We start from the raw sequence: 21,937 nt of genomic DNA, 5'->3' as shown, positions 1-21,937 counted from the left end.
GTCGCCCCGCGTGCCGTGGTCGGACTCAGGGTCGTGAGGATTGCGGCTGCTCGGCAAGACGACTTCTGTCAGGCGGAAGCGCTACTACGGGCGTCCGCCGAGGCGTGCCCTGCTAAGCGGTGCTCGTCTCCCGGCGGGCGAGGCGGAGCAGGACGGCGGAGGGGGCGGTGGGCAGGGTCAGGGTGAGCTCGCCGGTGTCCGGGTTCCAGGTGGTGGTGGCCCGGCTGGTGGACGGGTAGAGCAGGTCCGCGTGGACGTGCGAGCCGCGCAGGTGGGGCAGGTGGAGGGTTGCGGAGGAGTCGCCGCCGGGGCGGCGCCAGGCGGTGAGGTAGGTGGTGGCGGGGCTGTGCAGGGTCAGGGCGATCCAGGGGTCGTCCCAGGCGGGGAGGCCGAGTGGCCAGGAGGGCACGGCCTGCGGCAGGTCGGCGCGGATGGCCTTGTACACGGCGACCGCCTCGTGGACCAGGGCGCGGGCCTCCGGCTCGAGTTCGGGGATGCGGCCGGAGAGGTGGATGCGCCCGAGGAGCGCGTTGGCCATGGTGAAGGCGACCTCGTCGAGGGAGTCCTCCGGCTGGGGGTAGGCCCACACGGCGCCCTGCTCGGGGGTGACGGCGGTGGGTGCGGAGGCCGCGATGGGCGCGTAGAGCTGGAGATTCTGCTGGTCGCTGGTGGACTGCAGCTGCAGCCTGGACAGCAGGGCGTGGTCCCAGCGCATGCCGCCGGAGGAGCAGTTCTCCACCACCAGGTGCGGGTAGCGGTCCAGGATGCCGTCGAGCCAGTGGAGATGCGCCCGGTTGTGGCCGAGCAGGCCGGCGCCCGGGGTCTCGCCGGGCTGGGCGCTGGTGCCGGAGCCGGGGTCGATGTTGTGGTCGAGCTTGAGATAGCCGACGCCCCACTCGCCGACCAGGCGGTCCACGACCTGGTCCAGGTGGGCACGGGCAGCCGGGTGGCGCAGGTCCAGGTGGTGCCGGCCCACTTCCGAGATGCGGACGCCGTCGCGGCGGAAGAACGCCTCGTCGGGCAGGGTCTCGGCCATGGGGCTGTGCACGCCGACCACTTCCGGCTCCAGCCACAGCCCGGGCACCATGCCGCGCACGCGGATGCGGTCCAGCACCTCGTGGATCCCCTTCTCCCCGGGGAAGCGCGAGACGGCCGGTTTCCAGGCGCCGACGGTGGTCCACCAGCCGCCGTTGTCGTCGTCGTACCAGCCGGCGTCGATGACGAAGTATTCGGCGCCCGCGTCGGCTGCCGCATCGATGAGTGGCAGGAGCTTGTCGGTGGTGGGGTCTCCCATCAGGCAGTTCATGTAGTCGTTGAAGATGACGGGCAGGCGCTGGTGGTCGGTGTGCGGGCGGCGTTGGGCGCGGCGGTAGCGGGTCAGCGCGGCGAACGCGGCGTCGGGGCCGCCGTCGGCGCTGAAGGCCAGCGCGGCGGGTACGGTGCGGAAGGCGGCGCCGGGTTCCAGGGGGTGCCGCCAGCCGTGGTGGGTGTCGGTGGGCCCGAACAGCGCCGCGTAGGCCGCCTTGTCGCACTCGCCGCACTCCCAGCGCCAGCCGCCGCCGTTGTGCTCGATCTGCCACACCCAGGTGCGGCCGGAGCGGCGGTCCGTCAGGCCGCCCATGGGCAGGTGTCCACAACTGGACCAGGTGCCCTGGCCGTTCAGGGCGAAGCCGGCTTTGCCGTGGACATCGCTCACGCGTCCGCGGTGGGCGGGTGAGGTCAGGCGCATCGGCTGTCGCTGCCAACGGCATTCGGAGAGCCAGTCGTTCTCCGCCCACAGCAGGTCCGCCGCGTCGATGGCCGCGAGCCCGTCCGCGGTGAGGCACCCCACAACCAGCGAGCTGACCGACTCCAGGTGCAGCGTGGCCTGCCCTTCGTTGCGCAGGTTCACCTCGCTGCGGAGTGCGGGCACGCCGTCGGGCGCCCGGTAGGTCACCTCTGCGGCCAACCCTGTCTCAGGGTCGTGGAGTTGGACGGTCAGCGTGTGCCAGTCGCCGTCGCGGGTCGTGTGGTGGGCCCGGTGGCGCAGCCGCCCGCCGAGGCCGGTGTCGACGAGACGGCTGCCCGACCAGTTGCGGCCGTGGCCCGCGGCCGTCACTTCCACCAGGGGCAGGGGTGTACCGGGGCTGCTGTCCGCCTCGCCGGGCAGTCCGAGGTGTGTCAGGCGCGGGCTGCCGTCGTCATCGAGGAGGATCTCGAGCTGGAGGGCCTCGTGCCCCCAGCGGATGGTCCGTTGTTCCTTGGTCATGGTGGCCTTTCCAGGTCAGGGCTTGCGCAGCACCGCGCAGCCACCGGGCGGCACTTCGTGTGCGACGACACCGGTGAGCAGGTCGTGGGCGGGCTCCGGCAGGCGCAGGGTGTCGGTGCGGTGGTTGATCAGGACGTGCCAGCGGCGGCCGTCGGGCGCGTGCCGGGTGACGGCTTCGACACCGGACGGCAGACCCGGCAGTTCGGGCTCGACGTCGGCCTCCTCCAGCAGTCGGCGGACCAGGGCGCCGTAGCCGGCCTCCTCCAGGCGCGTGGAGAGGTACCAGCCCTGCCCGGTGCCGAAGCGGTGCCGGGTCAGCGCGGGGCTGTCCGTGAGCATGCCGTGGGTGTAGGCGGCGAGCGTCTCCGCGCCCTCGGCGCGCACGGACTCGCTCCAGACGGTGCCGTACGACCCGTCCGACAGGACGATCCGCTCCTTGCGCCGCAGCGGCCGGTACTCCTCGACGCGGATGCCCAGCGCCTCACGCAGCGGTTCGGCGGGATAGCCGCCGAGCCGGGCGTGGTGCCGCCCGTCGACGAATCCGCTCGCGTGCTGGACGAGAAGCGTCCCGCCGCCGGCGACGTAGCGGCGCAGGTTTTCGGCGCCCGCGTCGGACAGGAGGAACAGGGCCGGCGCGATGACGAGCGGATAGTGGCCCAACTCGTGTTCGGGGTGGGCGAAGTCGACCGTGACACCGGCGTCCCACAGAGCTCGGTGTGCTCGGCCCAGTGCCTCGTGGTAGCCGAGGTCGGGGGAGGGCAGGCCGTCCGTGGTCAGCGCCCACCAGGCGTCCGGGTCGTCCAGGACGGCCACCGGGGCGGAGACGGTCGATCCCGCCAGCTCCCCGAGCCGGGCGACCGCCTCGCCGACCTGCGTGACTTCCCGGAAGATACGGCTGTCGGGGCCCGCGTGCGGGACCATCGCCGAGTGCCACATCTCGGCGCCGGCCCGGGACTGCCGCCACTGGAAGAAGAGGGCGCCCTCCGAACCGCGGGCGATGTGGCCGAGGGTGTGGCGCAGGATCTCCCCGGGCTCCTTGGCGAGGACCCGGTCGCGGTCGTAGACGGTGCTTGTGCCCTGTTCCATCAGCAGCCAGGGGCGGCCGCCGGCCAGGGAACGGGTGCGGTCGGCGTGGAAGGCGGCGTCGGCGGCGGCGTCCAGGCCGGGTGCGGACGGATACTGGTCGGAGCTGACGACGTCGAGTTCGCGGGCGAAGGCCCACAGGTCCACGTTCTGGTAGGCGGGGAGCATCAGGTTGGTCGTCACCGGCCGGTTGCTGTGGGCGCGGATCGCGTCGCGCTGCTCGCGGTAGGCGGCGATGATCTCGTCGGACCAGAACCGGTGGAAGTCCAGCGCCTGGCCGGGATTCTTGTGCCACTGCGTCGTACGTGGCGGCAGTACCTGCTCCCAGGAGGTGTAGCGCTGGCTCCAGAAGGCCGTCCCCCACGCGTCGTTGAGGGCGTCCAGCGAGCCGTGGTGGGCGCGCAGCCACACCCGGAAGGCGGCAGCCGTGTGGTCGCAGTAGCAGAGGGTGGCGTACTCGTTGTGCACGTGCCACAGCGCGAGGGCGGGGTGGTCGCCGTACCGCTCGGCCAGGGCGGAGGAGATCCGGCGGGCCGCACTGCGGTAGGCGGGCGCGGTGAGGCAGTAGGTGTCGCGGCTGCCGTGGGTGAGGCGGGTGCCGTCCGGGGTGACCGGCAGCGCGTCGGGGTGGGCCAGGGTGAACCAGGGCGGCGGGGAGGCCGTCGGAGTGGCGAGGTCGACGGCCACGCCGTTCGCGTGCAGGCGGTCGACGTGTGCGTCGAGCCAGGCGAAGTCGTAGCGTCCCTCCTCCGGTTCCAGCAGAGCCCAGGAGAACACGCCCACCGTGGCCAGGTTGACCCTGGCCCGGCGCATGAGCTCGTCGTCCTCCTTCCAGACCGGCTCGTCCCACTGCTCGGGGTTGTAGTCCCCGCCGAAGGCGAGTCCGCCCAGGCGGTCGGTGACACTGCGTGTGGTCATGACGGTGCCTCCATACGGAGAGTCGGGCGCTGCTTCCTGGCCGCCCGACCCTCCGTACGGAGAGTCGGGCGGCGCTTCCGGGCAGGGGGCGGTCGGGCACTGGTTTGCCCTTCTGCTTGTGGCGGCGTCAGAAGCCCACGGCGCCCCAGGAGTGAGCCGTGTAGTCGCCCGGCCCGAATTCCCAGCCGGCCATGACGCTGTTGAGGTAGTGGTCGCCGGTGTAGAAACCCCTGTTCTGGCCGTAGTTGAAGAACGGGGTGAGGCTGCCGGACCACCAGCCGGACTTGTTCCTGTCCAGGAAGCTGAGGGTGTGGCCGCCGTTGCTCCAGGTGTACTCGTAGATGTCCCAGGTGCGGCCGCCCAGGCTGACGTTGGTCGCGGCCGGGATCGCGTTCCCGTTCGCGTCGTAGTGGTCGGCCAGCGGCTTGGTGTTGTACCAGTTGAGCCAGATCATCAGTTCGGTCTTGGAGTTGCGGTCGGTCGGCGCGGGGTAGGGGTCGATGAAGATGTCGTACGTGGCGTCGTAGTACGAGCCGGACTTCGGGTACGCGGACTGGCTGAACCAGGTGTTGTTGTTGGGGCTGACGTCGCGGATCTTCTTGGGGAGCGTGGTCACCGGGGACGACCAGCCCCAGTCCTTGCCGTTGACCATGGCGACGAAGCCGGTGCCGGTCGAGGAGTTCACACCCCAGTTGTTGTCGTCGCTGTACCAGGTCGAGGCGTTGCCGCCGGTCGCGTAGTACTTGAACCAGTACGTCGATGACGCCGCCACTGCCGAGTTCGGCAGGGTGAAGACGAGAGCCAGAGCCGCGAGAAGCGCGGCCCAGCCGATACGGAATTTCATCTGCCCTCCGGAATGTGTGCTGAGTGGGGGGATCACACAGGAGAGGAGAAGTCGGTCGTCCTGCCGTGGAGGGCGGGACCACGTCGGTCTCCCCTTCGGGACGGCGGGTGCGGAGCGAGGCGGCCGGAGCCGAACCCTCACTTCGGGTCGCCGTAGATGACTCCGCGTCCGTTGGTCCCGAAGTAGACGCGGCCGTAGACCCGGGGGTCTCCGGTCATGGTGTTGCCGGTCCAGGCGTACTGGTGGCGGTCGTCGTTGATACGGATCCAGGTCCGGCCCGCGTCGTCGGACCGGAAGATGCCGCGCAGGCCGTCGATCTTGGAGCTGGTGTAGACGGCGGGGTACGTGGCGCCGGGCGCGGCCTTGCCGAATCCGACGACGTCGCCCTCGTCCACCGCGTCGAACCTGGTGAAGGACGCTCCGGAGTCGGTCGACCGCCACAGCCCGTACGGTGTGGGGGTGGTCGGCTTGTCGGTGCCGCCGGCCAGCCAGATGTCGCCCTCGTGGCCCGGTACCGGCTTGAACCGGACGTTCCCCGCGGCGGGCAGACCGGTCGCCGCCGTGGCAGTGAAACTCTTGCCGCCGTCCGTGCTGAGGTAGAAGACGCCGGAGTCGTAGGCGTAGAACTTCGCCGGGTTCACCCGGTCGGAGCGCACGGGGACCCCGGCCGGCAGCCCCTTCGAAGCCGTCCAGGTGGCTCCGTGGTCGTCGGACCAGCTGACCGGCGCGCCGGCCGGTGACCAGACGATCCGCCTGCCGTCGGCGCTGATGGCGACGGCCTGGTCGTCGACCCCGGGTCCGGTGACCCCGGACGGCTCGCTGCCCGAGGGCGTCCAGGTCGCGCCGCTGTCGGTGGAGACGGCGAAGTGCTGGGTCCAGCCGCTGGTGGGGTTGCCGACCCGCACGATGGTGTGGGGCGCCAGCTCCGCGTAGTCCAGGGCCGGGGTGGCTCCGAAGGTCGGGCTGTCGTACATCTTCGTCGCCTTGTTCAGATCCGTGTGCCGGAAGCCGCCGACGTCGCCGACGCCCGAGAAGAGGTGAGCGGGACCGACGGGCGGGCTGATCACGCAGCCGATCGAGCACTCCTCCAGGCCCTGGGCCCGCACGGACAGGTGTACCGTGCCGCCGCTGTCCCAGTCCGTGAGGTTGTCCGCGCCGTAGATCGTCGCGCCGGTTCCGTACAGGAAGTGGTCGGAGTCGAAGGGGTCGATCTGGACGGACTCCATCATCCAGCCCAGCTTGGGGGCCATCTCGGGCAGCGCCGGCGAGGCGTTCCAGGTCAGCCAGGGGGCGGCGGAGATGTCCATGTCGTAGCGCAGGGTGCGCTCGGAATCCGTGCCCAGGTCCCACGCGCGGGTCCAGCTCGCACCGCCGTCGGTGGAGCGGAAGAGCAGGCAGTCGGGGTACCACTTGACCTGGGTGGACACCATCAGGGTGTTCGGGTTCTGCCGGTCGATGGTCAGGCCGCTGTAACCGTACTTGTTGTCGTCGCCGGTGGACGGGACCGGGCTGATGCGGGTCCAGGTGTCGGTGGCGGTGTCCAGCTTCCACACGTCGCCCTTGGAGCCGTCGTAGGGGCCGGCGGTGTTGCTGGTCGCCAGGTACAGGTAGCCGCCGACGTGGTCGAAGACCGCGTGGTGCGGGATGAAGCCGGTGGGCTGCCCGGGGACGCGTTCCCAGGTCGCTCCCGCGTCGGTCGACCGGTACAGGATGTTGTCCTTGTCGGCGACGGTGACGTAGAGGGTCCGGGTGGCCCTGCCCGCTCTGCCGGTGCGCTTGTCGAAGACGACTTGCAGCACGCCCAGGTTGTCGCCGTTGTAGCCGCCGGTGTCGGTGGGGTCGGGGACGAAGTCGCCCGGGTTGGGGAAGCTGGTCACCTTCGCGAAGGTCTTGCCGTGGTCGGTGCTGCGCCACAGCCCGTGGCCCCCGCGCACTCCCAGGTAGAGGATCCTGTTGCGGTTGGGGTCGATCACCAGCCGCTCGCCGATGCCCCGGCCGGGCATGTTGCCGCCCAGCCGGAACGGCAGGGGAGTGGTCTTCCAGGTGCGGCCGCGGTCGGTCGACCGCAGGATCGCCGCCATGTCCGGGTCCCAGTCGGGAAGGGTGTAGGTGCCCGCCGCCAGGTAGACGCGGTCGGGGTCGACCTCGTCGGTGGCGACGCTGATGATGCCGGTGTGTCCGTACTCGTCCCAGCCGATCCAGTCGGTGAGGGGCAGCCACCGCCGGGACGCCGTGTCGAAGCGGTAGGCGCCGCCGATGTCGGTACGGGCGTACACCAGTCCGGGTTCGCGCTGGTTGAAGACGATGCCGGTGACGAAGCCGCCGCCGACTATCTCGGCGTTGCGGAAGGTGTAGGGCGCGCGCCGGACCGTCCCGGCCGCACGGGCGGACGCGGCGGAGGGGGTGAACAGGGGGAGTGCGGCCGCGGCCGCGCCGGCGGCCAGCAGTCCTCGGCGGGAGAGGTGCGGGGCGTGGGACATGACCGGTCCTTGCCTTTCGGGTGCGGGTCCGTACGGACCTGCGCAGAGGCAGCAGTCCCGTCGGCACCGGTGTGGTCGGGTAGATGCGGGCGGAGGGTGTCAGCCCGTCCGGGCCGGCCTTCGGTTCCCGGCATGCAGCCACTGCTGGGGATGGCCACCAGGTCGGGGTACTGCTTGGGGGAGCTGGCAGGGCAGGGCAGTTGCCGCCGCAGGCGGCCGACAGCGGTGAGACACAGGCGGCGCCCGCTGCGCCGACGGCCGTTCGCGGGACGGCTCGGCGGTTCGTCTCGGTGCTCATGCCGTTGCGGCCCTTCGTTTCCGTCGATCCGACCGGCGGGCCGACGCTGAGTCCCCCGGTGGCCTGACGCCAGGAGGGCCGAGTAATCGGAGTCGATGCGCTTCGACGTTTCGGTGACACTAAGGCCGCGTTTCCGGCCGCGACAACGGGCCGTTCAGGTCACTTTCCGGTAACAGGCGCGGTCCAGGGTGGCGGTGCGGCCCGCCCTCCATGCGGCTTTACCCCAGGTGAGCTGCTCTCCTGGCGAATTCCCAGAGAGGAACGCCAACGCTCGCACAGCGACTTGCGGCCGCTGGCGACATGTGATTGACACACCACTCAGCGTCATGGCACCGTCGAAGCGCTTCGACTCCACGACAATGCGATCGAAGAGAGCCGTACGCCGCCCGGTCCGCAGTCGCCCACGATTCCCACGCCTCCTCCTTCGAACCTCCTGTAAGGGACATCTCAGGTGAGTACCGCCCCCACACGCCCCGAGCCGCCCGTCACCGACCTGCCGTTCCGTGACCCCGCGCTACCCCTCGCACAGCGAGTCGACGACCTCATCTCCCGGCTGACGCTCGACGAGCGCATCGAGCTGCTCTACCAGTACTCACCAGGAGTCCCCCGCCTCCAACTGGCCCCCTTCAAGACCGGCACCGAAGGGCTGCACGGCGTGGCCTGGCTGGGGCCGGCCACCGTGTTCCCGCAGGCGATAGGCCTGGGAGCCACCTGGGACGAGGAACTGCTGCACGAGGTCGCCACGGCCGTCGGCACCGAGGCACGGGCCTTGCACCAGCGCCCTTCCGGAGACGGCCACCGGCACAGCCTGCAGGTCTGGGCCCCCGTGGTGAACCTGTTGCGCGACCCCCGCTGGGGCAGGAACGAGGAGGGGTACGCGGAGGATCCGGTGCTCACCGGCCGGCTCTCGGTCAGCTTCTGCCGCGGGCTGGCCGGGGACCACCCGGTCCATCTGCGGACGGCACCACTCCTCAAGCACTTCCTCGCCTACAACAACGAGGACGAGCGAGACGTCACCTCCTCCGTGGTGCCGCCCCGGGTGCTGCACGAATACGACCTCGCCGCCTTCCGCCCGGCCATCGCCTCCGGCGCCGCCACCGGTGTCATGCCGGCCTACAACCTCCTCAACGGCCGCCCCTGCCACGTCAGTCCGCTGATCGAGACCGAGGTACGGCGCTGGGCCGAGCCCACCGGCCACGAGCTCTTCGTCTGCAGCGACGCCGGAGCCGTGACCAACCTCGCCGAATCGGAGCACTACTTCGAGGACCACCCCACCTCCCACGCGGCGGCGGTACGCGCCGGCGTCGACAGCATCACCGAACAGCGCGAGGACGGCAGCATCACCCTCGGCAGACTCCGCACGGCGGTCGACCGCGGGCTGCTCACCGAGGCCGACATCGACCGCGCCGCGCGACGCCACCTGTCGATCCGCTTCCGCCTCGGTGAGTTCGATCCGGACCTCGACCCCTACGCCGGCATCCGCGACGACGTCGTGGACAGCCCCGCACACCGTGCGCTCGCGCTGCGCGCCGCCACGGAGTCGGTGGTGCTGCTGAGGAACGACGGCGCACTGCCGCTGTCACCGGCCACCGGCCGGCGTGTGGCGCTCGTCGGTCCGCTGGCGGACACCCTCTTCGAGGACTGGTACAGCGGCACCATGCCGTACCGGATCACCATCGCCGCCGGCCTGGGGGCGGCGCTCGAGGAGCGCGGCGCCGAAGCGGTCCGCGCGGAGGGAGTCGACCGGATCACGCTGCGCGCCGCCTCCACCGGAGGCCTCCTGAGCGTCCCGGCGCCCGACCCCGGTGGGCCCATGGTGGCCGGTGCTCCGTCGGACGAGCAGGAGGCGGGCGACAGCGCCTGCCACGACCTGTTCGACTGGGGTGATGGCGTGCTGACCCTCCGCAACGCGCGCACGGAGCGCTATGTCACCCTCAGGGACGGCGACCTCACCCTCGCCGCCGACCAGACGCAACCGAACGGCTGGTTCGTCCACGAGACCTTCCGGCTGGAACCCCAGCCGGACGGCACGGAACTGCTGCGCAACATCAGCAACGGCAGATACGCCGCCGTGGACCCCGCCACCGGCCGGGTCACCCTCTCTGCCGAAGCCCCCGAGAGGGCGGAACGCTGGACCCGAACGGTCGTCAGGGACGGAATCGCCGAAGCCGTCGCGGCCGCCGCCTCGGCGGACGTCGCCGTGGTCGTCCTCGGAAACGACCCGCACATCAACGGCCGCGAGACCGAGGACCGTACGGGCATCTCGCTGCCGCCCGCGCAGGAAGCCCTGCTGCGCGCCGTCGCCACCGAGCGCCCCGAGTCGGTGCTGGTCGTGATGAGCAGCTACCCGTACGCCGTCGACTGGGCGGACGAGCACCTGCCCGCCGTGGTGTGGACCTCCCACGGCGGGCAGGAGACGGGCCGGGCACTCGCCGCGATCCTGCTCGGCGAGGCCGAACCCTCCGGACGGCTCCCGCAGACCTGGTATCGCGGCGATGACCCGCTGCCCGGCCGCCTCGACTACGACATCATCAGCGCGGGCTGGACGTACCAGTACCACGACGCCGCGCCGCTGTACCCCTTCGGGCACGGCCTGTCCTACACCAGCTTCGCCTATTCCGACCTGCGGCTGTCCGCCCGGGAAGCGGCGCACGACGACCCCCTGACCGTGAGCGTCGAGCTCACCAACACCGGAACGCGCCCGGGCACCGAGACCGTGCAGCTCTACACCCGCGCGCTCGCCGCCCGCCACCGCGCGCCCAGGCGCAGACTGACGGACTTCCGCAAGGTCTCCCTCGCCCCCGGTGAACGGCGGCGGCTGGAGTTCGACCTGCCTGTCGCGGCCTTGGCCCATTGGTCCGTCGCAGCCGGCGCCTTCGCCGTGGACCCGGGACAGTACGAGATCCTGATCGGGCACTCGGCCGAAGCCATCTCCCTGTCAGCGCCCCTCACCGTGACGGGGCCGGCCCTGCCCGCCCGCAGTCTCATCGGCGGACGACTGGAGGCCGTGGACTTCGACGAGTGCGTGGGCGGCACGCTCGTCGACGCCACCCGGGAGAAGGGTGAGGCGGTCACCCCGGCAACCGGTGACATCCACTGCGGACTGCGCTACCGCTCGGTCGATCTGGGCGGCCCGGCAGACGGACCGCGCGTCATCACGGCCGAGGTGTCCCGCGCGACGGAGGAGGAAGCGACCGTCGAGATCTACGCCGACGGCGGTCCCGGTACCGGCACCTTGCTCGCCGGCCTCCACGTCCCCGCCGGTACCGACGGCCGGTACGACTGGCGCACGGTCAGCGCATTGATGCCCGCGCAGGTGACCGGGGTGCACGATCTGCATCTCGTTCTGCGGGGCGGTGTCCACCTGGCCGCGATCGCCGGCGGGACGCGGTAAGCACCGGTGGGACGCGGCAAGAAAACGGTGCGCCGCCGCCGCGGTCCACACGTTCCGAGCATTGACGCACCTGGTCCGCGCGGATCTATCCTCTGCCTGAAGATGGGGCGCCCGCGCTCCGGCCGCGTCGTCGTACCGCCGGACGGTGTGGAGGATCGGGGGCCTCCACCCGTCCGGTCGGCGAACTCTGCGCGCCGTTCGCGAGACGTGGCGCGCCGCCGACGTACCGGAGGAGAGCGGAGGCGGGTATGCGACAGATCGCACGCCATGACGTCGTCTTCGTCGCCGGCACCGCCGGAGAGCATGAACTGACGTGGTCGCAGAAGGCCCATGAACGCGAAGGATGCCACCCGCATCTCCACGGAGCCCGCAACAGGAACGTACGGATGGGGCGGGCACTGGACGGTCGACCCGACATGGCCGCGGTGCTGCATGCCTTCGCCGCGGTCATGGCCCACTTCGAGGCGCTGCGCACGCTGTATGCACGTAACGCGGACGGGTACCTGCGCGCGGTCGTCGTGGCTTCCGGCGTGCTCCAGGTCGACGAGTACGCCTTCGACGCCCCGGCGACCTACGACGAGCTGAGTGCCCTCACCCTCCGGCTGGCCGAGCCCGGATTCGCCCCGGACGACCTGCCGTTGCGGGCCGCCGTCGTCACCGTGGACGGCAGGCCCATCCACATCGCGCTGTCGCTGCACCACTTCTCGGCGGACACGACGGCCGCCCGGATCGTGGCCGAACACATAGCCCGACTGGCCGCCGATCCGGGCGCCGACCTCGGCTCGGGGTGGCAGCCGCGGCAGATCGCGAGCTTCGAAGCCAGTCCCTCGGGGCTGCGGCACGCTTGCCGTGTCGACACCCACGACCGGGCCACGCTCCGTCAGTCCGCCATGCCCGAACTCCAGGCGCCCTCGAGCCACAGGGACTCCGTCTACAACTTCGTATGCCTCGACTCGGCGGCGGTCGCACTCGCGGCTGCCGGTCTGGCGAAGCAGTACCGGACATCCGCGGCCGCCGTACTGCAAGCCGCATACGCGTGCGCGCTCGCCGAGCACCTGGGCATCGGCAACTGCGTGTTCAACACCGTGATGGCCAACCGGCAGACCACCTTCGCCCGCGCGGCGGTGGCCCATGTCGCCGGCAGGGCCCTCGTCCCGGTCGACACGTCCCTGGGCGGCGACCGGTTCCCGGCGCTGTGCCGGGCCGTCGACGCGGCACTCGTGAAATCCTCCTCCGTCAGCCTGCGAGAGCCCGACCGCTACGCCAGATCCCTGGAGGAGGTCTCCGCCGAACTGGGCCGCTCCGCTCACAACCCGTACATGGTCAACATCCGCCCCATAGCACCCCGCACACTGATCCGGGCTCGCGCGGACAGGGCACAGCAGGACCTCGATCGGGCCATGGCATCCAGCCGTTACAGACGATTCCCCAAACCCGTCGACCCGTACTCCGGAAAGCTCTGCTTCGATGTGTGGGGTATGTCCGAGACGGCCGGAATCAGTCTCGGGACGGATGCGACGTCGTTCGACGCGACGGATCTCGAACAGATACTCCTGTCCTTCGAGAGGCGGCTGGTCGGAGCCGCGATCGGCGCTCACGCCGCACGGAGCGGCTCCTTCGCCGGCGCGTAGAGACGCGGCGGGGTGCGGAGTTCTCCCGGGACCGCAGTCCGCAAAGGGCTCAGGTCCCGGGAGCGGGGGTCATCCGGCGGTCAGAGTGGTCCACTTCTGGTTGGAGCCGCCGTTGCAGTCCCACAGCTGGAGCTGCGTGCCGTCGGTCGTGGAGAAGCCCGGATCGTCGAGGCAGCGGCCGGAGGCGGGGTTGCGGTAGCCGCCGTTGTAGGGCTGCCAGACCTGGTTTGTGCCGCCGTGGCAGGCCCAGATCTGTACCTTGGTGCCGTTGGCTGTGCCCCCGCCGGCGGCGTCGAGGCACTTGCCCATGGAACGCAGGGTGCCGTCGGTGTAGGCGGACCAGAGCTGGTTGGCGCTGTCGCCACAGCTCCAGATCTGGACGGCGGTCCCGTCGGCGGTGTTGGCGCCGTTGACATCCAGGCACTTGCCGGCGATGCCGGACTGTACGCGTGCGGGGGCGGGGGCGGGGTTCCTCAGCCACCCGGCGCTGTCCGCGGCCTGGATGCCGCGGTGGAAGGCGTCGGCCATCTTCTGGTAGCCCGCGTCGTTGGGATGCAGGGGGTCGGCCAGGTCGGCCGTGGTCAAGCTGCTCATGTCGACGAATGCGACGTGCTTGCCCGCGGCCTGTGCGTCGCTGACGATTTGGGGGATGGCCTGGTTGTACGCGCCCCGGTACTGCTCCTCCGAACTGCTGGTGGACACGACCAGGGAGGCGACGAGGACGGTTGCGTCGGGGACGTCGGCGGTGACCTGGTTGACCAGCGACTTCAGCCGGGCGATCGCGGTGTTGACCTCGGAGGCCCCTTGGAGGTCGTTGGTGCCGATATGCAGCGTCACGACGTTGGGCCGGTAGCGGGTCAGCGCGGCGTCGGCGAGTGCGGCGATCTGGTCGATACGGTACCCGGAGTGGCCCTCGTTGTCGGGGTCGGACATCGAACCGCCCCGCAACGTGCCCACGAAATCCAGCGGATGGCCGTCCGCCGCAAGCTCGTTCCACAACGGCTCCCGGTAGCCGTTGCCCGTACTGCTTCCCACGCCCCAGGTAATCGAGTCGCCCAACGGCATGACCCGCAGGGGCGTGTTGGAGGCGGCGGAGGCAGGGGTCACACCTGCCGTCGTCACCCCGAGCGCGACAGCGACGAGCGTGATCAGGGGGAGAACCCAAGGCTTTCTCATGCAGCGTCCTCTTCTGCGAGTGATTGCTGAATCGCGGGGCTGATCGCCGTTCGTGTCAGCAGCTCGGCCGCAGCGCCTTCCCGTCGGCGTCGGCGTGCGTCGGCGGCCGCCTGACGTACTGGCAGAACGGCGTCGGTGGGGAGCGTCTTGCGCTGTTGAGCGTTGACAACACCGAGCCTGCTCGGCGTCTCCCTCTGTCCCGGCCCTCCTGTACCGAGCAGGTCGTCCCGAACCGACCTCACCAGCGCACCCGTATAGATACCACGATGCCGACTGGAACATCCCATGAATGCCGGAAATCCGGGATGGGCTGCACAGGGTGAGCCTTGCGCTGTCATGCCTCAAGGACGCTAATCAGGCAGCCTGATAGTCGCTGCTTTCTTGTCTGATATCGGCCGTTGACATCCCATGTCTGTGCCGGTGTTCCCCCTGCCGATCGAGCCCGAGCCAGGATCGGGTCCCGGACCAACTCCACCTGCTGACCGCCTGACCCACTGCCGAGGCTCCACGCACCCCGCCGGGCGACTTGTCCGGCGGGGTGACGTGCTGCTTGCCGACGAACTCGGCCTGGTCGACCAACCCGACGGCGCGACCATCCGCTGAGCGAGGAGACCGACCGGCCTTCGACGCCCGAGCGGCCCGGCCGCGCTGGTTGCGCCGGCTGCCGGACGAGTGAGTCCCGCGCTGACGTGCGCACGGAACGCCGTCAGACTGGAGGTGGGCACGGTGGACGGATGCCCGGGCCTGCGCAGCAGGCGATCATCAGGCGATCATCCGCGAGGTGACCGGGAGGCGGAGACGTGACGGTGGGACGTATCGGCCTGGTCGTCCACGGCGGCCGCGCCGAAGCCGTGGACGCGGCGCGGACTGTGCGAGCGTGGTGCGCCGAGCATGCAGTGCAGTACGCGGACATCGACGTGTGGCGGGGCGGTGAGCGGCGCCATGCCCGGGACGAGGTGGACTTCGCGGGCGACCCGGATCTCATCGTGACCCTGGGCGGAGACGGGACCTTCCTGCGCGGTGCCCGGCTGGCCGCCGAGAACGACGCCCTGGTCCTCGGGGTGGACATCGGCCGGGTGGGTTTCCTGACGGAGGTGCCCGTCACGCTCGTACGCCAGGCGCTCGACGCCGTCCGGGAGGACCGGTTCTCGGTCGACCACCGCATGCTGCTCACCCTGCGCGCCTCACGCCGTCTGGAGGTGCCGCCGGAGATGGAGGCGCTCACGCGCTACGGCCGAGGGCCGCTGCTGCCGCCTCCACAGGTGCGCGCCCACTGCGAGGTCTGTGACGACTGGGGCATTCCACTGAACGTCATGGCCCTGAACGAGGTCGTACTGGAGAAGCTGGCCCGGGACCGGCAGGTGTCGGTCGGCGTCTACTTCGCCGGGCGGCTGCTGGCCTCCTACTCCGCCGACGCGCTGCTGGTGGCCACACCGACCGGTTCGACCGCCTACAGCTTCGCCGCCGGCGGCCCGGTCGTCTCGCCGCGCGCGGAAGCCCTCGTCTTCACACCGGTCGCCCCGCACATGGCGTTCAACCGCTCCGTCGTGGCCGCCCCCGACGAACCCGTCGCCCTGAAGGTCCTAGAACGGTCGGGCCAGGCCGCCGTCAGCATCGACGGCCAGTTGCGGGGCGTCCTGTACCCGGGGGACTGGATCGGCGTCTACCCCGCGCCGCGCCGGCTGAGGGCCGTCCGGCTGGGGCCGATGGACTTCTACGGCCGCCTGCGTGAGCGGATGAAGCTGACCGACGCCCCGGCGGCGGTCGTCGACGGGACCCCCGCGCCGCTGTGGCCGGTGACCACCCCCCGGCCGGACGACCTGGCACACCTGGCGCTGCCCATGGGCCCGACGGCGGACGGCGGGCCCCACACCTGATCGAGCCGGCCCCAGCCGGAGGACGGCCGTGTCCGCCACCGGGTACGGCCGCCCGCCGTCCGCCCCCTGAGTGACCCCCTCGGGCAGCTCTTGGCGGCGTCCGCACCGGGTCTTGGCCCACCCCACATCAGCCCTTGGCGCGCCCCACATCTGCCGTACCGCCGACTTTCACATGGGCGCCACCGGACCCTTTCCTGACGTTTGGTGCTCCTGGAACACTCCCTTCGCGCAGGTTCCCTCACCATTGGGCGTATCGCGCCCCGTCAGGACAAGAGGTCACCCCGTCATGCCTGAAGTGAATCGGCGTCGATTCCTCCAACTCGCGGGCGGCACCGCCGCGTTCACCGCGCTCTCCAGCAGCATCGAGCGCGCCGCGGCCCTTCCCGCCAACCACCGGTCCGGCACCATTGAGGACGTCGAGCACATCGTCGTTCTGATGCAGGAGAACCGTTCCTTCGACCACTACTTCGGCACCCTCAGAGGCGTCCGGGGCTTCGGTGACCCGCGCCCGGTGACCCTGCAGAACGGCAAGACGGTCTGGCACCAGTCGGACGGCACGAAGGACATCCTGCCGTTCCACCCCGACGCCGACGACGTGGGCCTCGCCTTCATCCAGGACCTGCCGCACGGCTGGAACGACGGACACGCCGCCTTCAACGGGGGCAAGTACGACAAGTGGGTGCCGTCCAAGGGCTCCACGACCATGGCGTACCTGACCCGCGAGGACATCCCCTTCCACTACGCGCTCGCCGACGCCTTCACCATCTGCGACGCCTACCACTGCTCGTTCATCGGCTCCACCGACCCCAACCGCTACTACATGTGGACGGGCTACACCGGCAACGACGGCAAGGGCGGCGGCCCGGTCCTCGGCAACGACGAGGCGGGCTACAGCTGGACCACCTACCCCGAGCGCCTGGAGAAGGCCGGCGTCTCCTGGAAGATCTACCAGGACGTCGGCGACGGCCTCGACGCGAACGGCTCCTGGGGCTGGATCCAGGACGCCTACCGCGGCAACTACGGTGACAACTCGCTGCTCTACTTCACCCAGTACCAGAACGCGGGGCCCGGCGACCCGCTCTACGACAAGGCCCGTACCGGCACCGACGCCCGCAAGGGCGAGGGCTTCTTCGACCAGCTCAAGGCCGACGTGAAGTCCGGCAAGCTGCCGCAGATCTCCTGGGTCGTCGCTCCCGAAGCCTTCACCGAGCACCCCAACTGGCCCGCCAACTACGGCGCCTGGTACGTCTCCCAGGTCCTCGACGCGCTCACCTCCGACCCCGAGGTATGGGCGAAGACGGCCCTGTTCATCACCTACGACGAGAACGACGGTTTCTTCGACCACGTGATACCGCCCATCCCGCCCGCCTCCGCCGCGCAGGGCAAGTCCACCGTCGACGTGGGACCGGACCTGTTCAAGGGCGACGGCAGCCACGTCGCCGGCGCCTACGGGCTCGGGCAGCGCGTGCCGATGCTGGTCGTCTCCCCGTGGAGCAAGGGCGGCTACGTCTGCTCCGAGACGCTCGACCACACCTCCGTCATCCGGTTCATGGAGCGCCGCTTCGGTGTGCACGAGCCGAACATCTCGCCCTGGCGGCGCGCCATATCCGGCGACCTGACCTCCGCCTTCGACTTCTCCCGCAAGGACACCAAGCCGGTCGCGCTGCCGTCCACCGACGGCTACCAGCCGCCGGACCGGGGCCGCCACCCCGACTATGTGCCGACCCCGCCCGCCAATGGGGTTCTCCCCAAGCAGGAGCGCGGTCTGCGGCCCACCCGCCCGCTGAAGTACACACCGTCCGTGGACGGTTCGGCGGACACCGCGGCCGGGACGTTCACCCTGACCTTCGCCTCCGGCGCGCACGCCGGTGCCGCCTTCCTGGTCACCTCCGGCAACCGCACCGACGGTCCCTGGAACTACACCACCGAGGCCGGCGCGTCGGTCTCGGACACCTGGAACTCGGCGTACTCCGGCGGCTCCTACGACCTGACCGTGCACGGCCCGAACGGCTTCCTGCGCGGCTTCAAGGGCCGCGGCAAGGCCGCCGGTCCCGAGGTCACCGCCCGGCACAGCGGTGACGACCTCGCGCTGACGTTCACCAACAAGGGTTCCGGCACGGTGAAGCTGACGGTCACCAGCGGCTACGGCGGCCGCCCGCAGACGGTCACGGTGCGCCCCGGTGCCACCGTGAAGCACACCGTCGACCTCGGGGCGAGCAGGCGCTGGTACGACCTCACCGTCACCTCCGAGGCCGACCCGTCCTTCCTGCGCCGCTTCGCCGGGCACGTGGAGAACGGGCGGCCGGGTGTGAGCGACCCCGCGATCGTGACGGACTGACGGGAGTATCCGGTGCTGGTGGTTCTTCGGCCGGCTCGCGGTACTGTGCCCCGGTGACCACGCATTCGAACACGCCCGCAGGCTGGTATCCCGATCCCCACGGCGCACCGCACACGCTGCGCTACTGGGACGGCTCGCAGTGGACGCAGCACACCCACGCCGACCCGCAGGCCCAGGCCGCGTCGCAGGCGCCCGCGGCGCAGCGGCCGCAGCAGGCGGGGGGTCCGCAGGGATACGGTCAGCAGGCGTACGGTCAGCAGCCCTACGGCCAACAGCCCCACGGTCACCAGGCCGCGGCCCACGATCAGCGCGTCCAGCACCAGGTGCAGCAGCAGGCCGGGGTCGCCCCGAGCGGCCCCGGCGGCGGCACGCTGTTCACCGAACCGGTGCTGGTCGTGAACCAGAAGGCCAAGCTGATCGAGCTGACGAACGAGTACAGCGTCTTCGACCAGAACGGCAACCAGATCGGATCGGTCACGGAGGTCGGGCAGAGCGCGCTGAAGAAGGCGGTGCGCTTCGTCTCCAGTCTCGACCAGTTCATGACCCACAAGCTGGAGATCCGCGACGCCTACGGGCAGCCGCAGCTGGTGCTGACCCGACCCGCGAAGGTCTTCAAGTCGCGGGTGGTCGTGGAGCGCCCGGACGGTCAGGTCGTCGGCGAGATCGTCCAGCAGAACATGATCGGGAAGATCCACTTCGCGATGAACGTGGACGGCCGACAGGTCGGCGCGATCAAGGCGGAGAACTGGCGCGCCTGGAACTTCGCGATCGTCGACCACGCCGAGAACGAGGTCGCCCGGATCACCAAGACCTGGGAGGGCCTGGCGAAGACGATGTTCACGACCGCGGACAACTACGTCCTGCAGATCCACTACCAACTGCCCGAGCCGCTGCTGAGCCTGGTGGTGGCGACCGCACTGACCGTGGACACGGCGCTGAAGCAGGACTCCCGAGGCCTCGGCTGAGGCGGAGGAAGACGGAAGACGGTGGTGGCCGGCACGTGCGCACACGGGCCGGCCACCGGTGTGTTCACAGGGTGGTCAGGTGCTCCGGCGCGGCCGGCCGCTGAGCGGGCAACGACGGCTCGAAGGGGACCGGTCCGGGCTCCAGAGCCAGCACCGCGGCGACCGGGTGGTCGTCGTCGGCCGGGGCCGGGGCCGGGGCAGCGGGGCCGGACCGCGACAGCGTCACCACGCCCCACGAGGCCAGGCCCGCCCCCGCCGCCGCGAGGAGCAGACCTGCGGCGCCGCCCTGGAGGCGTTCGCCCAGCAGGTTGAGGCCGATCACCGCCGCCGCGAGCGGGTTCGCGAGGGTGACGAGCGCGAGCGGCGCGCCGAGGCCGTCCCGGTACGCCGTCTGCGACAGCAGCAGGCCGGCCGTCGCGAACAGCGCCACCAGCAGCGCCACCACGACGACGTGCGCGCTCAGCGGCGCTGACGAGCGGTCCGTCGCCGCCACCGTCACGGTCTGGGTGAGCGCCGAGGCGACACCGGACGCGAAGCCGGAAGCGGTCGCGTGCCGAAGCCCGGGGCGGGCGCCCGGCCGGGAGAGCAGGCCGATCACGGCGGTGGTCGCCCCGGCCACGGCCAGCGCCTCGGGCAGGCTCAGCACCTCGTCCGGCTCCGGCCCGGACGCCGTCACCAGCAGCGCGGCCAGACCGAGCAGCGTCAGAGCCGTGCCCCGCCACTCCGCCCCGCGGACCCGGCGCCCCGCCGCCCGCGCCCCCAGCGGTACCGCGGCCACCAGGGTGAGCGCGCCGAGCGGCTGAACCAGCGTCAGCGGACCGAACTTGAGTGCGGCCACGTGCAGCAGCGCGGCGGAGGCGTTCAGCGTGACCGACCACCACCAGGCGCCGCGCGCCAGCAGCCGGACCACACCGGTCCCGCTCTCCCGGGCGGCGAGCCGCTCCTGAGCCACAGCGGCCGCCGCGTACGCGACTGCGGAGAACAGTGACAGGACGATCGCGAGGACGGCGGCGCTCATCGCCGGGCCCCCACCAGACCGGGGCCGTCGGCGGTCCTGGGCTCCGCGGACCTCGCCGCCGGCACCGCGCGCCGCGCCGTCGGCACGATTCCCTGCGGCTTTGCCGACGGGCTGGGGACCATGGCCAGAGCGATGCCCAGCAGAGCCGTCGCGACGACCGCGTCGAGCCAGTAGTGGTTCGCCGTGCCGACGATCACGAGCAGCGTCACCAGCGGATGCAGCAGCCACAGCCACCGCCATCGGGACCGGGTCGCCGCGATCAGGCCGATCGCGACCATCAGCGCCCAGCCGAAGTGCAGCGAGGGCATGGCGGCGAACTGGTTCGCCATCGAGTCGGTCGTGGGCTTCGCCCCGTATACCGTCGGCCCGTACAGCCGGCCGGTGTCCACCAGGTGCCCCATGTGGAGCATCCTTGGCGGGGCGAGCGGAAACGTGAGGTGCAGCGCCAGCGCAGCGCCGGTGACCAGGGCGAGGACCCGGCGGGCCCACAGGTAGTGGTCCGGCCGCCGCAGGTACAGCCACACCAGGAACGCCGCGGTGGCCGTGAAGTGCACGGCCACGTAGTAGAGGTTCGCGGAGCGTACGAGGGTGTGGCCGTGCAGCAGTGCGGACTGCACGGCACCCTCGCCCGGCAGCCGCAGCGCGCGCTCCCAGTCCCAGACGCGGTGCGCGTTGTGGAAGGCCGCCGCGGTGTGGCCGTTCGCGAGCTGCCGCCCGAACTTGTAGACCAGGAAGAGCCCGGCGACGAGAAGGAGCTCGCGGACGAGGGGCGGCCGGTGTATCGCGGCTGCCCCTTCTCCCTCGGGCTCGGTGCGGGAATCCATCCCCGCCCCCTTTGCTGACAGTACGTGCGTGGGGTGGTGCGTGGTGAGCCCAGGAGGGGACCCACTCGACAGCGGAGTGGGTCCTGTCCAAGGCTCATCGATACGCCAGTGTACCGATACGCTCGCGTACCGGTACACTGGTGTATCGATACACTGGTGTGAAGCGGCCCACCCGGCCGACACCACGACCGAGGAGCAGAAGCCATGACGTCGCAGGCAGCGGAGGCACCGCAGTCGGCGGCCGCCTCGCGCCGCTCCAAGCTCACGCCCGAGCGCGAGCAGGAGTTCTTCGACGCCGTGCTGGAGCAGATCCGCGAATGCGGTTACGACGCGGTCACCATGGAGGGGGTCGCGGCCGTCACCCGGTGCAGCAAGTCGACGCTGTACCGGCAGTGGAAGACCAAGCCGCAGTTCGTCGCCGCCGCCCTGAGGGCCAGTCGCTGCCCGCGGTTCGCGGGCGTCGACACCGGTTCGCTCGCCGGGGACCTGCGCGCCGCGGCGCGGGCCGCGGCCGAGTGGTCGCGCCGGGACACCAAGCTCTACCAGGCCCTTGGTCCCGCCGTGCTGCAGGACCCGGAGCTCGCGCGGGCGCTGCGCGAAGCGCTGGTCGAGCCCGAGGTCAGGGCGTTGCAGGAGATCGTCCGGCGCGGTGTGGAGCGCGGAGAGGTGCCCGCCGGCCATCCGGCGCTGGAGTACGTCCCCGCACAGCTGCTGGGCGTGCTGCGGGTCCGTCCCCTCCTGGAGGGGGAGTACGCGGACGAGGAGTACCTCACGCGCTTTGTCGAGGCCGTGCTGCTCCCGTCCCTGGGACTCACCTGAGGACCGGGTCGCCGTCCGTGGGAT

The 21,937-nt window shown here is 71.0% G+C and carries 13 protein-coding genes; 6 read left to right on the top strand and 7 right to left on the bottom strand.

The genetic code is table 11. The features are described 5' to 3' along the window. Positions 1-112 precede the first annotated feature (112 nt). The 4 genes from ACZ7L1_RS30270 to ACZ7L1_RS30255 all read right to left on the bottom strand — a co-directional run bounded on the left by ACZ7L1_RS30270 (position 113) and on the right by ACZ7L1_RS30255 (position 7,573). Complete coding sequence (locus ACZ7L1_RS30270) at positions 113-2,248, bottom strand: glycoside hydrolase family 36 protein (protein ID WP_471441548.1); 2,136 nt, start codon at positions 2,246-2,248, stop codon at positions 113-115. A 15-nt stretch (positions 2,249-2,263) separates the two neighbouring features. After that, the gene (locus ACZ7L1_RS30265; RefSeq protein WP_471441546.1) at positions 2,264-4,249 is read right to left on the bottom strand and encodes a beta-galactosidase; all 1,986 of its coding nucleotides are present in this window, start codon (positions 4,247-4,249) and stop codon (positions 2,264-2,266) included. Between the two features lie 127 nt (positions 4,250-4,376). Then, positions 4,377-5,093, bottom strand: a complete 717-nt coding sequence (locus ACZ7L1_RS30260; protein ID WP_471441544.1) for a GH12 family glycosyl hydrolase domain-containing protein — start codon at positions 5,091-5,093, stop codon at positions 4,377-4,379. 137 nt (positions 5,094-5,230) lie between these two features. Continuing rightward, a complete protein-coding gene (locus ACZ7L1_RS30255; RefSeq protein WP_471441542.1) occupies positions 5,231-7,573 on the bottom strand; it encodes a WD40/YVTN/BNR-like repeat-containing protein in 2,343 nt (780 codons plus the stop codon). 749 nt (positions 7,574-8,322) lie between these two features. Here ACZ7L1_RS30255 and ACZ7L1_RS30250 point away from each other — a divergent pair. Continuing rightward, on the top strand, positions 8,323-11,265 hold the full coding sequence (locus ACZ7L1_RS30250) for a glycoside hydrolase family 3 C-terminal domain-containing protein (protein WP_471441540.1): 2,943 nt from the start codon (positions 8,323-8,325) through the stop codon (positions 11,263-11,265). A 248-nt stretch (positions 11,266-11,513) separates the two neighbouring features. Then, a complete protein-coding gene (locus tag ACZ7L1_RS30245) occupies positions 11,514-12,896 on the top strand; it encodes a condensation domain-containing protein (protein ID WP_471441538.1) in 1,383 nt (460 codons plus the stop codon). Between the two features lie 69 nt (positions 12,897-12,965). Here ACZ7L1_RS30245 and ACZ7L1_RS30240 read toward each other — a convergent pair whose 3' ends face one another. Next, positions 12,966-14,072, bottom strand: coding sequence for a ricin-type beta-trefoil lectin domain protein (locus ACZ7L1_RS30240; protein ID WP_471441536.1), 1,107 nt, complete (start codon positions 14,070-14,072; stop codon positions 12,966-12,968). Between the two features lie 800 nt (positions 14,073-14,872). Here ACZ7L1_RS30240 and ACZ7L1_RS30235 point away from each other — a divergent pair. From ACZ7L1_RS30235 to ACZ7L1_RS30225, 3 genes are all read left to right on the top strand, one after another. Beyond that, positions 14,873-15,949 carry an NAD(+)/NADH kinase gene (locus ACZ7L1_RS30235; RefSeq protein WP_471441534.1) on the top strand — a complete coding sequence of 359 codons (1,077 nt, stop codon included), beginning with the start codon at positions 14,873-14,875 and terminating at the stop codon, positions 15,947-15,949. A 286-nt stretch (positions 15,950-16,235) separates the two neighbouring features. Further along, positions 16,236-18,287: a phosphocholine-specific phospholipase C gene (locus ACZ7L1_RS30230; RefSeq protein WP_471441532.1), complete on the top strand. Its 2,052-nt coding sequence runs from the start codon at positions 16,236-16,238 to the stop codon at positions 18,285-18,287. 53 nt (positions 18,288-18,340) lie between these two features. Continuing rightward, a complete protein-coding gene (locus tag ACZ7L1_RS30225) occupies positions 18,341-19,252 on the top strand; it encodes an LURP-one-related family protein (RefSeq protein WP_471441530.1) in 912 nt (303 codons plus the stop codon). A gap of 64 nt (positions 19,253-19,316) precedes the next feature. Here ACZ7L1_RS30225 and ACZ7L1_RS30220 read toward each other — a convergent pair whose 3' ends face one another. Both ACZ7L1_RS30220 and ACZ7L1_RS30215 read right to left on the bottom strand, forming a co-directional pair. After that, the gene (locus ACZ7L1_RS30220) at positions 19,317-20,270 is read right to left on the bottom strand and encodes a DMT family protein (protein ID WP_471441528.1); all 954 of its coding nucleotides are present in this window, start codon (positions 20,268-20,270) and stop codon (positions 19,317-19,319) included. Next, positions 20,267-21,094, bottom strand: coding sequence for a phosphatase PAP2 family protein (locus tag ACZ7L1_RS30215; RefSeq protein ID WP_471441527.1), 828 nt, complete (start codon positions 21,092-21,094; stop codon positions 20,267-20,269). Before ACZ7L1_RS30215 ends, ACZ7L1_RS30220 begins: the two co-directional genes overlap by 4 nt. A 204-nt stretch (positions 21,095-21,298) precedes the next feature. On the opposite strand from ACZ7L1_RS30215, the gene ACZ7L1_RS30210 reads away from it, so the two are divergent. Next, positions 21,299-21,913 carry a TetR/AcrR family transcriptional regulator gene (locus tag ACZ7L1_RS30210; RefSeq protein ID WP_471441525.1) on the top strand — a complete coding sequence of 205 codons (615 nt, stop codon included), beginning with the start codon at positions 21,299-21,301 and terminating at the stop codon, positions 21,911-21,913. Positions 21,914-21,937 lie beyond the last annotated feature (24 nt).

It is taken from the genome of Streptomyces sp. NPDC107546 (assembly GCF_055639175.1).
This window is presented reverse-complemented; position numbering and strand designations above follow the sequence as displayed.

Excerpts from the sequence above, each read along its gene's own strand:
- ACZ7L1_RS30270 (WP_471441548.1), bottom strand. The coding sequence starts at position 2,248 with ATGACCAAGGAACAACGGACCATCCGCTGGGGGCACGAGGCCCTCCAG.
- ACZ7L1_RS30265 (WP_471441546.1), bottom strand. The coding sequence starts at position 4,249 with ATGACCACACGCAGTGTCACCGACCGCCTGGGCGGACTCGCCTTCGGC.
- ACZ7L1_RS30260 (WP_471441544.1), bottom strand. The coding sequence starts at position 5,093 with ATGAAATTCCGTATCGGCTGGGCCGCGCTTCTCGCGGCTCTGGCTCTC.
- ACZ7L1_RS30255 (WP_471441542.1), bottom strand. The coding sequence starts at position 7,573 with ATGTCCCACGCCCCGCACCTCTCCCGCCGAGGACTGCTGGCCGCCGGC.
- ACZ7L1_RS30245 (WP_471441538.1), top strand. The coding sequence starts at position 11,514 with ATGCGACAGATCGCACGCCATGACGTCGTCTTCGTCGCCGGCACCGCC.
- ACZ7L1_RS30240 (WP_471441536.1), bottom strand. The coding sequence starts at position 14,072 with ATGAGAAAGCCTTGGGTTCTCCCCCTGATCACGCTCGTCGCTGTCGCG.
- ACZ7L1_RS30230 (WP_471441532.1), top strand. The coding sequence starts at position 16,236 with ATGCCTGAAGTGAATCGGCGTCGATTCCTCCAACTCGCGGGCGGCACC.
- ACZ7L1_RS30220 (WP_471441528.1), bottom strand. The coding sequence starts at position 20,270 with ATGAGCGCCGCCGTCCTCGCGATCGTCCTGTCACTGTTCTCCGCAGTC.
- ACZ7L1_RS30215 (WP_471441527.1), bottom strand. The coding sequence starts at position 21,094 with ATGGATTCCCGCACCGAGCCCGAGGGAGAAGGGGCAGCCGCGATACAC.
- ACZ7L1_RS30210 (WP_471441525.1), top strand. The coding sequence starts at position 21,299 with ATGACGTCGCAGGCAGCGGAGGCACCGCAGTCGGCGGCCGCCTCGCGC.